Annotated in this window: 8 protein-coding genes; 3 read left to right on the forward strand and 5 right to left on the reverse strand. The window is 69.2% G+C overall.

Annotation, left to right across the window (positions count from 1 at the left end):
• Positions 1-15 precede the first annotated feature (15 nt).
• On the forward strand, positions 16-1,251 hold the full coding sequence (locus JOB34_RS12460) for a hypothetical protein (RefSeq protein WP_208053017.1): 1,236 nt from the start codon (positions 16-18) through the stop codon (positions 1,249-1,251).
• A gap of 65 nt (positions 1,252-1,316) precedes the next feature.
• A complete protein-coding gene (locus JOB34_RS12465) occupies positions 1,317-1,670 on the forward strand; it encodes a VOC family protein (RefSeq protein ID WP_208053018.1) in 354 nt (117 codons plus the stop codon).
• Positions 1,671-1,673: 3 nt separating this feature from the next.
• On the opposite strand, the gene JOB34_RS12470 is transcribed toward JOB34_RS12465, so the two are convergent.
• Positions 1,674-2,261 carry an AAA family ATPase gene (locus JOB34_RS12470; RefSeq protein ID WP_208053019.1) on the reverse strand — a complete coding sequence of 196 codons (588 nt, stop codon included), beginning with the start codon at positions 2,259-2,261 and terminating at the stop codon, positions 1,674-1,676.
• 81 nt (positions 2,262-2,342) lie between these two features.
• Between JOB34_RS12470 and JOB34_RS12475 the strand changes: the two genes are divergently transcribed.
• Positions 2,343-3,191: a DNA-3-methyladenine glycosylase 2 family protein gene (locus JOB34_RS12475; protein WP_208053020.1), complete on the forward strand. Its 849-nt coding sequence runs from the start codon at positions 2,343-2,345 to the stop codon at positions 3,189-3,191.
• 73 nt (positions 3,192-3,264) lie between these two features.
• Here JOB34_RS12475 and pgm read toward each other — a convergent pair whose 3' ends face one another.
• From pgm to JOB34_RS12495, 4 genes are all read right to left on the reverse strand, one after another.
• Complete coding sequence (gene pgm, locus JOB34_RS12480) at positions 3,265-4,905, reverse strand: phosphoglucomutase (alpha-D-glucose-1,6-bisphosphate-dependent) (protein ID WP_208053021.1); 1,641 nt, start codon at positions 4,903-4,905, stop codon at positions 3,265-3,267.
• A 1-nt stretch (position 4,906) separates the two neighbouring features.
• A complete protein-coding gene (gene glgB / locus JOB34_RS12485; protein WP_208053022.1) occupies positions 4,907-8,596 on the reverse strand; it encodes a 1,4-alpha-glucan branching protein GlgB in 3,690 nt (1,229 codons plus the stop codon).
• A gap of 381 nt (positions 8,597-8,977) precedes the next feature.
• On the reverse strand, positions 8,978-10,696 hold the full coding sequence (gene treS / locus JOB34_RS12490) for a maltose alpha-D-glucosyltransferase (RefSeq protein WP_208053023.1): 1,719 nt from the start codon (positions 10,694-10,696) through the stop codon (positions 8,978-8,980).
• A 3-nt stretch (positions 10,697-10,699) separates the two neighbouring features.
• Positions 10,700-12,652: an alpha-1,4-glucan--maltose-1-phosphate maltosyltransferase gene (locus JOB34_RS12495; protein WP_347813859.1), complete on the reverse strand. Its 1,953-nt coding sequence runs from the start codon at positions 12,650-12,652 to the stop codon at positions 10,700-10,702.
• Positions 12,653-12,725 lie beyond the last annotated feature (73 nt).

Genomic DNA, 12,725 nt, shown 5'->3' on the forward strand with positions numbered 1-12,725 from the left:
CATGCGGGTGGGTCGATGAGCGAGCATCTGATCGGGTTGCTGTTGGGCGCCGAGGAGGACTGGCCGCGGGCGTTCGAGGAGCTGGTGCACCGGATGGGGCCGGTGCGCTACGGCGGGGAGACACACGACGTACGCGCCGAGCGCCTGACCATTGAGCCGTTCAACCTGCGCTCCACGCCGCGGACCGACCTGGTCATCGACCGGCTGGCGCACTGGTACTACCACCCGCGGGAGTGGCTGAAGAAGGTCGCGCTGATGGACGACGTCTATCTGCTCAACAGCCCGTTCACCTTCCAGTCGATGGAGAAGCACTCGGCGTACTGCGCGTTGATGCGCCTCGGGATGCACGTCCCCGAGACGGTGCTCGTGCCGTACAAGAATCCCCTGGACAACGTGCGGTGGGCCTACACCTCGGGCCGGTACAACGCGCCGTTCGACCTGGCCGCGGTCGCGCGGGACGTGGGCTACCCGATGTTCATGAAGCCGTTCGACGGCGGCGCGTGGCGAGGCGTGTCGATGGTCCGCGACGAGGCCGAGCTACACCGCTCGTACGACGAGTCCGGCGAGATGCTGATGCACCTGCAGGCCGCGGTCGACGGATTCGAGGTGTTCGCAAGGGCGCTCACCATCGGACCGGAGACGATGGTGATGAACTTCCGCCCGGACCAGCCTATGCACGAGCGGTACGCCGTGTCGCACGACTTCCTCAGTCCGTCGGTCGGTGCCGAGACGCGCACGATCGCGCAGACGGTCAACGCGTTCTTCCGGTGGGAGTTCAACAGCTGCGAGATGCTCGTCAAGGACGGCGTCGTCTATCCGATCGACTACGCGAACGCCTGCCCCGACGTCGCGGTCACCTCGCTGCACTACTACTTCCCCTGGGCGATGAAGTCGCTGCTGAAGTGGTCGGTCTACTGCGCGGTCAGCGGCCGCCGCGCCCGGACCCAGGTGGACACCGGTCCGTGGTTCTACATCGCCGACACCGACGCGTCGTACGACGCGAAACTGGCTGACTACCAACGGCTCTCGGACGACTACTTCGAGGTGGAGAAGTATCGGGAGTTCGCAGGGACGGCGCTGCCGCACGTGGACGAGATGGTGCTGGAGTGGGTGACCTCGCCGTCGTTCGACGCGATCCTGGTCGACACCGTCCGCTCGACCTATCCGCCGCACGAGCACGAACGGTTCCTGGCCCACTTCCGCGGCCTGACCGGGCTGTGGGCGCGTGACGAGACGGCGCTGGCGGGCTGACGGGGGCGAGTCGTCGGCGTAGCGTGCGAGCACCAGCTCTCATCGCAACCGTGAGGTGTCGTCACATGCGGGTGGAATCGATCATCGCCGACCTGCGCGTGCCCGATCTGGAGGCAGCACGGGACTTCTACGCCGGATACCTGGGGCTGAGCGAGGAGTCGCTCGGCCTGTCGTGGGTGACGAGGCACACCGATCCTCAGACGGGCGCCGGCCTGCAGCTGCTCACGCGGGACGCGACCGCGCCCGTGCCGCCGGTCGTCTCCGTGAAGGTGGACGACGTCGATGAGGCGTACGCCGAGGCGAGACGGCGGGGGTATGAGATCGTCCACGACCTGAGTCAGGAGGCGTGGGGCATCCGACGGTTCTTCGTGCGGGCGCCGGACGGCAACGTGCTGAACATCGCCCAGCACAGCGGTTGACGGTCAGTCCGGAGGGGCGACCGTCGCCTCGTCGAGGTTGCGCAGGATGCGGACGACCACCTGGGCGGGCGTGAGAGTCGAGTTGTCGATCAACAGCCCGACGCGCTTGGTGTTGAACTCGACCTCGTTCCAGACGTTCTCGGTCGCCGACCCGTCCCCGTACGCGTTGACGCCGCGTGCCAGCTCGCGCTCGTGGACGGCGTCCACCGACGGGTGCAGCACGATGAGGTGCAACGGTCCGGTGTCGGCCAGATCGAGGAAGTCCTCGAGGTAATCACCGACCATGTTGTCCGCGATCACGGTGTCGAAACCGTTGGCGCAGTAGACGTCCGCCAGGGTCAGCGCGCCGGCGTAGCGGGTGAACAGCTGCTCGAGCGCTCCGATGGTCGGCTCTGCGGTCATCGGCGTCCGGCCGGCGGCGACCATGTCGGCCATCACCTCGCCGTCCACGAAGATCGATTTCGTGAGGGCCTCCGCCAACGCCCGCCCGACGGTGGACTTCCCGGAGGCCGGGGCGCCGGTGATCACGAAGAGGCGGCCGGGGCCGTCCGGCGCCGCAGGGATGTCGGGTGAGTCGGGCAACGCGGGCATGGCGCGATTCTGTCAGGGCCTCGGACGGCGGCGCGGCTGTCACACGCCGGTGCTAGGAACGTGGCAGGAGGTGGTGAGCCCATGAGGACTCTGAGCACGGAGTACGAGGTGCGCGGCCCGTGGTCGCTCGCGACCAGTCGGCGCTTCTGGGAGGGGTTCGCCCCGGCGGCGTTGGCCGCACAGGCTTCGGATGCGCTGTCGACGGTGTTCCGGGTCGAGGCCGACTGGTCCTGGGCGAGCGCCGAGGTGACTCAGCGTGACTCGTCCGCGGTCGTGCAGGTCCGCGGCGACGGCGACCTCGAGGCCGCCGCCGCGCAGGTGACGCGGTTCCTGTCGCTGGACGTCGACGCCGAGGGTTGGCCCGAGGTCGGGAAGCGCGACGCGGTGATCGCCGACGCCCAACGCGAGCTTCCCGGGTTGCGGCCCTGCGGATTCCATTCGCCGTACGAAGCGGCGGCGTGGGCGGTGCTCTCCCAGCGGATCCGGATCGTCCAGGCCGCCCGGTTGCGAGCGGGGATCATCGAGGACTACGGCGACGAGGGCGCCTTTCCCAGCCCGGAGAGGCTGCGGCGCGCCGATCTCGACCTCCCGGGGAGGAAGAACGAGTTCCTGCGGGCCGTGGCGGACGCCGCGATCGAGGGACGGCTCGACACCGCGACGCTGAGGTCGGTGGACCCGCAGGAGGCAGAGCAACGGGTGCAGCAGATCAAGGGGATCGGCCCGTTCGCGGCGGAGCTCGTCGTGCTGCGCGGGGCCAACGTGCCCGATGCGGTGCCCGCCAACGAGAGCCGCCTGCATGCTGAGATCGCCGAACGCTACGGCGACGACGCCGTGCTCGACGAGGTGTCGCTCGCCTGGCGCCCGTTCCGCACCTGGGCCTGCGTCCTGCTGCGGGCGATGCGGGAGTACCGCACACACGAGATCGGCTGACCCCGTCGAGTGGCATGCCTATGCGTCGATTGGCATACCTCTACGGGGTGCACTCGATGGATAGGTATGCCACTCAGGCGCCGAGGGCTGCCCCGACGATCTCCCGCGCCTCGTCCTGCACCTGCTTGAGGTGATCGGCACCCTTGAAGGACTCGGCGTAGATCTTGTAGACGTCCTCGGTGCCGGACGGTCGCGCGGCGAACCAGGCGCCCTGCGTCGTCACCTTCAGCCCGCCGATCGCCGCGTCGTTGCCGGGCGCCTCCGTCAGTTTGGCCGTGATGGGCTCTCCCGCGAGCGAGTCCGCGCTGACGTCCGAGCCGCTGAGGGCGCCCAGCTTGGCCTTCTGCTCGCGGTTCGCCGGTGCGTCGACCCGGGCGTACGCCGGTGCACCGAACTTCTCGGACAGCTCGGCGTAGTGCATGCTCGGCGATTTCCCGGTCGTGGCCTGGATCTCCGAGGCCAGGAGCGCCAGCAGGAGCCCGTCCTTGTCGGTGGTCCACGCGGTGCCGTCGAAGCGCAGGAACGACGCGCCCGCAGACTCCTCGCCGCCGAAACCGACACTCCCGTCGAGCAGTCCGGGCACGAACCACTTGAACCCGACCGGTACCTCCCACAGGGTGGCGCCGATGGACTCCACGACCCGGTCGATCATCGAGGACGACACCAGCGTCTTACCGACGCGGTCGCTGGACCACTTCGGACGGGCGCCGCCGTAGAGATACTGGATCGCGACCGCGAGGTAGTGGTTGGGGTTCATCAGGCCCGCGTCGGGCGTGACGATGCCGTGCCGGTCGGAGTCGGCGTCGTTGCCGGTCGCGATGTCGTACTTGTCCTTCTGGGCGATCAGCGAGGCCATCGCCGAGGGGGAGGAGCAGTCCATCCGGATCTTCTCGTCCCAGTCCAGCGTCATGAAGCGCCACGTCGGGTCCACCAGCGGGTTGACGACGGTGAGATCCAGGCCGTGCCGCTCGCCGATCTCGCCCCAGTAGTAGACCGACGCCCCGCCGAGCGGGTCCGCTCCGATCCGCACGCCGGCGTCCTTGATCGCCTTCAGGTCCACCACGTTCGGCAGGTCGTCGACATAGGTGCCGAGGAAGTCGTACGCCGACGCCGCGGCCCGCGCCTTGGCGAACGGCACCCGCCGTACTTCGTCCAGCTCCGCCTTGAGGTAGGCGTTCGCGGCCGCCGCGATCACCTTGGTGGCGTCGCTGTCGGCGGGTCCACCGTGCGGCGGGTTGTATTTGAAACCTCCGTCGCTCGGCGGGTTGTGCGACGGCGTGACGACGATGCCGTCGGCCAGTCCGCTGCCGGTCGTGCGCCCGCCGTTGGCGCGCAGGATGGCGTGTGACACCGCAGGGGTGGGTGTCACCGAGTCCTTGCTGTCGACCAGGACCGTCACGTCGTTCGCGGCGAGCACCTCGAGCGCGGTGACCCACGCCGGCTCGGACAGCCCGTGGGTGTCCCGGCCGATGAAGAGCGGCCCGTCGTACCCCTGGTCGCGGCGGTAGTCCACGATGGCCTGCGTCGTGGCGAGGATGTGCGCTTCGTTGAACGCGGAGTTCAGTGAGGAGCCGCGGTGACCCGACGTGCCGAAGACGACCTGCTGGTCGAGGTTGTCCGGGTCGGGCACATCCGCGTAGTAGGCGGTGACCAGGTGGGCGACGTCCACCAGGTCCGAGGGCTGTGCCGGCTGCCCTGCGCGGGACGGTGCCATCTCATGCTCCTTGCTGCGTCGGTGCAGGTGCGGAATCGGACGTGAGGTCATGCTCCGGCACGAACCACAAAGCCGCCAGGGGTGGCAGCGTCATGACGGCCGAGAAGGGCTGGCCGTGCATCGGGACCGGCTCGGCGGTCACGCTGCCGAGATTGCCGCGGCCGCCGCCGCCGTACCCCGCGGCGTCGGTGTTGAGCACCTCGGCCCAGGTGCCCTCGTGCGGCAGGCCGATGCGTACGCCGGTGTGCTCGGCGCCGCTGAAGTTCGCCACGACCGCCACGACGTCGTCGATGGACTTGCCGAACCGCAGGTAGGAGAACGTGTTCCGGTCACCGTCATCGGCGTCGATCCAGCCGAAGCCGCGTGGCTCGTTGTCCAGCTCCCACAGCGCGGGGTGCGCGGCGTACAACCGGTTGAGGTCCTTGACCATGGCGTGCACACCCCAGTGCGCGGGCTGGTCGAGCAGCCACCAGTCCAGGCTGCGGCCGTCGGCCCACTCGGCCTCCTGCGCGAACTCCTGGCCCATGAAGAGCAGCTGCTTGCCCGGGTGGGACCACATGTTCGCGACGTACGCGCGCAGGTTGGCCAGCTGCTCCCAGCGGTCGCCGGGCATCTTCCGCAGCAGCGAGCCCTTGCCGTGCACGACCTCATCGTGGCTGATGGGCAGTACGAACTGCTCGCTCCACGCGTAGACGAGCGCGAAGGTCATCTCGCCGTGGTGGTACTTGCGGTAGATGGGCGGGTTGGACATGTAGTCCAGCGAGTCGTGCATCCAGCCCATGTTCCATTTGAAGCCGAAGCCGAGCCCGTCGGCGCTGGTGGGCTGGGTGACACCCGGCCAGGACGTCGACTCCTCGGCGATCATCACGGTGCCGGGGTTGCGTCGGTACGCCGTGGCGTTGGTCTCCTGCAGCAGCTTGACCGCGTCGAGGTTCTCCCGGCCGCCGTAGATGTTCGGGATCCACTCGCCCTCGTCGCGCGAGTAGTCCAAGTAGAGCATCGAGGCGACGCCGTCTACCCGCAGGCCGTCGGCGTGGAACTCCTCGAGCCAGTAGAGCGCGTTGGCGAAGAGGAAGTTGCGCACGTGCGGGCGGCCGAAATCGAAGACGTAGGAGCCCCATTCCTTGTGCCAGCCCTTGCGCGGGTCGGGGTGCTCATAGAGCGCCGTGCCGTCGAACTTCGCCAGCGCCCACTCGTCGGTCGCGAAGTGCCCGGGCACCCAGTCGAGGATGACGCCGATGCCGGCCTGGTGCAGCTTGTCGACCAGGTGGCGGAAGTCGTCGGGGGTGCCCATCCGTGAGTTCGGGGCGTAGTAGCCCGTCACGTGATAGCCCCAGCTCGGCGGGTAGGGGTGCTCCATGACCGGCATGAACTCCACGTGCGTGAAGCCCAGGTCGCGCACGTAGTTGACCAGGTCCTCGGCCATCTCGGCGTAGCTGAGCCCCTGCCGCCAGGAGCCCAGGTGCACCTCGTAGACGCTCATCGGCCGGGTGTGCGGGTCGACCGAGCCGCGGCCGGCCAGCCACTGCTCGTCGCCCCATTCGTACGCCGTCTGCGTCACCACGGACGCGGTCGCCGGGGCCGTCTCCGCGGCGCGCGCCATCGGGTCGGCGCGGTCACGCCACACCCGGTCGGCGCAGCAGACCTTGAACTTGTAACTCGTGCCCGCGCCGACACCCGGCACGAACAGCTCCCACACCCCGGAGTTGCCGAGCTGGCGCATGCCGTGCGCCTCGCCGTTCCAGAAGTTGAAGTCGCCGATGACGCGCACGCCCTTGGCGTTCGGTGCCCAGACGGCGAACGACGTGCCGGTCACCTGGCCGAGCGGGCCGTCGTAGGAGCGGATGTGGGCGCCGAGCACGGTCCACAACTGCTCGTGGCGGCCCTCGCCGATGAGGAAGAGGTCGATGTCCCCGAGCGTTGGCAGGAAGCGGTAGGGATCGTCCTGGACGTGCTCGTAGCCGTCCTCGTACGTCGTGATTAGCCGGTAGTCCGGCAGCTGCGCGACGGGCAGGCGACCGGTCCAGATGCCTTCGTACTCATGGGTCAACGGCACGCGGGTGCCATCCTCGAGCAGCACCTGCACCGTCTCCGCGAAGGGACGCAGCGCCCGGACGAACGGGCCGCGGGCGTCGGTCTGACCGCCGAGGACGCTGTGCGGGTCGCCGTGCACGCCCATCAGCAGGGCGTCGGCCTCGTGGACGTCCACGGACGGGGGCGGGAGGATCGCGGCGGTGCTGGGCACGGCGGCCTGCCTTTCGTCGGCGAGGAGCCGAAGGATCGCGGTGGTCGGGATGGCCAGCCAGGACGGCCGGTTGCGTGCCTCGTACTCGACCTCGTAGCTGGCCTTGTCGATCTCGAACGCGTCGAGGATCGGGCCGTACGCCGCGAGGTCCAGTCCGCCTGCGGCGACGTACCCCTGCACGAACGCGTCCCGCGTGGCCTGCGCCCAGGCGCGGCGGTCCTCGCTGGTCTCACGCTCGGCGGACCCGGCGGCGTAGTCGAAGGACCGCAGCATCCCGGCGACGTCCCGCAGCGGAGAGTCCGGCTCGTTGCGCTCGGCCAGCGGGCGCAGCGGCTCGCCCTCGAAGTCCAGCAGCACCCAGCCGCGATCGTGGACGTCCAACACCTGACCGAGGTGGTAGTCGCCGTGGATGCGTTGCAGCGCGGGCCATCTCGCCTCCCTGGCCGCGGCGATCAGGTCGCGGAAGCGGTCGATGTGGGCGCCGAGCTCCGACGCCCGATCGCAGGCCTGGGAGAACCTGTCCCGCATGCCGTCGGTGACGCGGGCGACATCGGCGACGCTCGGGTCGGTGACGCCGAACGCCGTGGCGAGCGCGGTGTGCACGGAGGCCGTCGCGGCGCCGAGCTCCCGCGCTTGACGGGTGAAGTCGGCGTCGGCCACGGCCGCGGCGGTCGCCTCGCGCCAGGCGTCCTGCACGCCCGGTAGGAACTCCTGGGCGAACGCGACGTGACCCTGCTCCTGCCGGCCGTCGACGCCGGGCCAGGTGGCCTGGATCGCGCCCAGCATCGTGGGCACCTGCGAGCTGTCCGCCCGCGACAGCGCCGACTGCAGGACGACATCGGGGTTCTCGCCGTCGTGCAACACCCGGAACACCTTGAGGATGAACGACTTCGACGCACCGTCGGCGTCGGTCACCTCGTAGATCACGGAGGTGTTCGACTGTTCACCGGTCAGCACCCGGCTGCGGACGATTTGCGGCATGGCGACTTCGCGGCTGCCGCTGCCCTGCACGCGGATCGACCCCTGCTCGTGCCGCACGGCGCCGTCGCTCGCGTGGATCTCCAGCGACGCCTGGGCGCCACCGGTGACGATGCACTCCAGCAGCGCGGCCGCGCACACCGGGTCGTGACACCCGTCGTACCCGTAGCGCGTGCCGAGGGTGCCGTGCTCGGTGACGCCGATGAGCGCGTGCTCCAGCTCGGCGACCGGCTCGGCGTGCCAGGTCACCGGGACCTGGTAGACGACAGGCTCGCCCGCGCCGCCCGTGTCGGCGAGCACCATCACCTCGATGCCGACCTCGCCCTCGGGGTCGTCGAAGCGGTAGAAGCCGAGGCGCTCGAGCTTCGGGGTGTGTGCCTTGCCGGTGTACCAGCGCTGCCCGCCGATCCATCCGGCGATCAGGTCGAGTTTGGAGGGCTGCAGTGTCGTTTCGTACACGATGGCCATACTCGCGACTATTTCACCGGTGCCCGGCGCACGCGAGTCGGTGACGGAATGCTGGGACTGCGGACGACCCCGCTTGCTCGGGTCGCGCGGTCCGCAGCCCCGGGTGCCGCTGCTCGATGTGGGTTCTCAGGCGGCTTGGACGGGGACGCTGCAGACGGTGGTCGCTGCTCGGTGCGCCCTCGCGGGTTGTCGGCGGTGCGGTCACTTACCTGTGCCGCGCGTACGCCGGTAGGTGGGAAACAGGCCGAACGGCCACTTTCCTGCAACGGAGGGCCGGCCGACCCGGCAACCGCGTCGAGGCCGTCCGAGTACACCCGCCCGCGCCCGCTCACTGGCGTGCGCCACCACGAGCGGGTGCGGCGCGTTTCACTCCGAAACGGGTCAGTCGTCGGCGCCCTGGATGCGCAGCCAGAAGAAGTCCCGCGAGCCGAGCGTCAGCGTGGTGGTGCCGGTCTCGTCGAGCGGCGGGAACCAGCTGCCGCCGAACAGGTCGCGCATCCGCGCGCCCGCGAACCGCTCGCCGGCCTTGACGGTGACTGCCTGCGGACGACTGGACAGGTTGCTGACGCAGAGCACGTTGCGCACCTCCAGCTCGTTCTCCTGCGCGTCCTCGTCGCTCACGCAGCGGGTGAAGGTGAGCACCGCGTCGTTGTCCGACTCGCAGATGGTGAAGTCGCCGAGCCCGAAGACCGGGTAGCGCGACCGGATCGCCAGCATCTCGCGAACCCAGTGCAGCAGCGAGGACGAGCTGCCCATCGCGGTCTCCACGTTCACGTTGTTGTAGTGGTAGACGAGGCTGGAGATGACCGGCAGGTAGAGCTTGCCGGGGTCGGACGTGCCGAAGCCGGCGTTGCGGTCCGGCGACCACTGCATCGGCGTGCGGACGGCGTCGCGGTCCTCGAGCCAGATGTTGTCGCCCATTCCGATCTCGTCGCCGTAGTAGAGGCACGGCGATCCGGGCAGCGACAGCAGCAGCGCGTGGATCAGCTCGATCTCGGCGCGACTGTTGTCCAACAGCGTGGAGAGCCGGCGGCGGATGCCGATGTTGGCGCGCATCCGGGTGTCCGGGGCGTACCAGCCGTACATCGCCGAGCGCTCCTCCGGCGTCACCATCTCCAGCGTCAGCTCGTCGTGGTTGCGCAGGAAGGTGCCCCACTGGGTGCCCGGCGGGATCGCGGGCGTCTCCTCCAGCACCTTCACGATCGAGGTGGCCTTCTCCTCACGCAGCGCGTAGTACAGCCGCGGCATGACGGGGAAGTGGAAGCACATGTGGCACTCGGGGCGTTCCTCGGTGCCGAAGTAGTCGACCACCTCGTGCGGCATCTGGTTGGCCTCGGCCAGCAGCACCCGCCCGGGGTACTCGGTGTCGACCATCTCGCGCAGGTCGGCCAGGTACTCGTGCGTCCGGGGGTGGTTCTCGCCGTTGTGCCCCTCCTCGATGAACAGGTAGGGCACGGCGTCCAGCCGGAAACCGTCGATGCCGAGATCCATCCAGAAGCGGACGATGTCGAACATCTCCTCCTTCACGGCCGGGTTCTCGAAGTTGAGGTCCGGCTGGTGGGAGAAGAAGCGGTGCCAGAAGAACTGCCGGCGGACCGGGTCGAAGGTCCAGTTGGAGACCTCGGTGTCGACGAAGATGATCCGCGCGTCGGCGTACTTCTCATCCGTGTCCGACCACGTGTAGTAGTCGCCGAACGGGCCCTCGGGGTCGCTGCGGGAGGCCTGGAACCACGGGTGCTGGTCGCTGGTGTGGTTCATCACCAGGTCGGTCACGATCCGGATGCCTCGGGCGTGCGCCTGGGAGACCAACTCGATGAACTCCGGCAGCGTCCCGAACTCCGGCAGCACCTGCTTGTAGTCGGCGATGTCGTAACCGCCGTCGCGCAGCGGGGACGCGTAGAACGGCGGCAGCCACAGGCAGTCGACCCCCAGCCACTGCAGGTAGTCGAGCCGGTTGATCAGACCGCTGAAGTCGCCCGAACCGCTGCCGGTGGAGTCGCCGAAGGCGCGCACGAGCACCTCGTAGAAGACGGCCTTGCGGTACCAGTGCGGATCGTGGCGCAACCCCGGCTGATGGAGGTTGAACTGCTGCGGACTCACTGGTCAGGCGCTCCTCACGTGGATGATGTGCACCGGCTCGCCCTCGGGGCCGAGTCGGACGTAGTTGTGCTCGCCCCAGTGCCAGGTCGCACCGGTGAAGCATTCGTGCGCCGCGAACCAGCTGCCTGCCGGGAGGCCGAGCGCCTCCATATCCAGGTGAACGGTCGACTCGCGGGTGGCGTGCGGGTCACAGTCGGCCACGACGATCATGACGTCGTCGCCGCGACGCTTGGAGAAGACCAGCAGCTGCGGGTCGTCCACGGCGTGGAAGGTGATGTTGCGCAGCCACCCGAACGCCGGATGCTCGCGGCGGATCTCGTTGAGCCGCGTCAGGTACGGCGCGAGCGACTGGCCCTCGCGTGGACCCCCGGGCTCGAAATCGGCCCAGTGCCGGTCCTTGTACTGGTACTTCTCGTTGTCCAGCTGCTCCTCGGCGCCGGGGCGTGCGACGTTCTCCACCAGCTCGTAGCCGGCGTAGATGCCGTACGTCGGCGACAGCGTCGCGGCCAGCGCGGCGCGCAGCTTCCACGCGTTCGGCCCGCCGTACTGCATGTACGGCGTGAGGATGTCGTGCGTCGTGGGCCAGAACGAGGGACGCATGTACGCCGCGGACTCGGTCGCCAGGGACTCGACGTACTCCCGCAGCTCGGCCGGGTCGTTGCGCCACGCGTAGTAGGTGTAGCTCTGCTGGAAGCCGATCTTTCCCAGTGTGTGCATCATCGCCGGCCGGGTGAACGCCTCGGCCAGCCAGATCACCTCGGGGTGCTCACGCGCGACGTCGGCGATGATCCACTGCCAGAACTCCACCGGCTTGGTGTGCGGGTTGTCGACCCGGAAGATCTTGACGCCGTGGTCGATCCACACCTGCACCACGCGGCGCACCTCGGCGTAGATGGCGTCGGGGTCGTTGTCGAAGTTGAGCGGGTAGATGTCCTGGTACTTCTTCGGCGGGTTCTCCGCGTAGGCGATGCTGCCGTCGGCGCGCGTGGTGAAGAAGTCCGGGTGCTCGGTGACCCACGGGTGGTCCGGCGAGCACTGCAGGGCCAGGTCGAGCGCCACCTCCAGGCCGGATCGCTTCGCGGCGGTGACGAATCCGTCGAAGTCGTCCCAGTCGCCGAGGTCGGCGTGCAGCGCGTCGTGGCCGCCGTCGGCGGCACCGATCGCGTACGGCGACCCGGGGTCCTTCGGACCGGCGTGCAGGCTGTTGTTGGGGCCCTTGCGGTTCGTGCTGCCGATGGGGTGCACCGGCGTCAGGTAGACGACGTCGAAGCCCATGGCCGCGATCGCGGGCAGCCGTTCGGCGGCGGTGGCGAAGGTGCCGCTGACCCAGTCGCCGTCCTCGTCCTGGTGGCACCCCTCGGAGCGGGGGAAGATCTCGTACCACGCGCCGGTCAGCGCCAGTTCGCGCTCGACCAGCCAGGGGTAGGTCGTGCCGGGGCTCACGCTCTCGCGCAGCGGCTGAGCGGCGAGCACCCGGCGTACGTCGGCGCCGGTGCCCGCCGACAGCCGCACGCCGGCGTCCGCCGTGGTGTCCTGCAAGCCGTCCACAGCCGCAGTGAGCACGGCGGCGGATTCTGTGTCGTAGGAACCCTTCTCGAGCGCGCGCTGCAGCATCAGCACGCCCTCGTCCAGCATCAGGTCGACATCGACGCCGGCCGCGACCTTGATGATCGCGTCGTGCGCCCAGGTGGCGTAGGGGTCCGACCAGCCCTCGACCCGGTAGCTCCAGCGGCCCTCCCGGTCCGCGCTGACCGTGGCCGTCCACAGATCGAGACCAGGGTTGATGCAGGTCATCGGCAGGTGGGTGACCCGCCCCTGCGGGTCGGTCGTCACCACCGTCGCGTTCACCGCGTCGTGACCCTCGCGGAAGACGGTGGCGGAGACGACGAACTCCTCGTCCACCACCGACTTCGTCGGCAGGGTGCCCCCGTCGACGATCGGGGAGACGTCCTGCACGGGGATCCGGCCGATGACGCGCTCGGCACCGGGAGACGGCGGAGTAGGGGAGTGTGCGCTGGTCGCGGTCGGA

The organism is Allobranchiibius sp. GilTou38 (assembly GCF_017565325.1).
Lineage (GTDB): Bacteria > Actinomycetota > Actinomycetes > Actinomycetales > Dermatophilaceae > Allobranchiibius > Allobranchiibius huperziae.

What these genes read in the sequence shown, in the direction of transcription:
- JOB34_RS12465 (WP_208053018.1), top strand. Translation starts at nt 1,317, where the DNA reads ATGCGGGTGGAATCGATCATCGCCGACCTGCGCGTGCCCGATCTGGAG.
- JOB34_RS12460 (WP_208053017.1), top strand. Translation starts at nt 16, where the DNA reads ATGAGCGAGCATCTGATCGGGTTGCTGTTGGGCGCCGAGGAGGACTGG.
- pgm (WP_208053021.1), bottom strand. Translation starts at nt 4,905, where the DNA reads ATGGCACCGTCCCGCGCAGGGCAGCCGGCACAGCCCTCGGACCTGGTG.
- JOB34_RS12470 (WP_208053019.1), bottom strand. Translation starts at nt 2,261, where the DNA reads ATGCCCGCGTTGCCCGACTCACCCGACATCCCTGCGGCGCCGGACGGC.
- JOB34_RS12475 (WP_208053020.1), top strand. Translation starts at nt 2,343, where the DNA reads ATGAGGACTCTGAGCACGGAGTACGAGGTGCGCGGCCCGTGGTCGCTC.
- glgB (WP_208053022.1), bottom strand. Translation starts at nt 8,596, where the DNA reads ATGGCCATCGTGTACGAAACGACACTGCAGCCCTCCAAACTCGACCTG.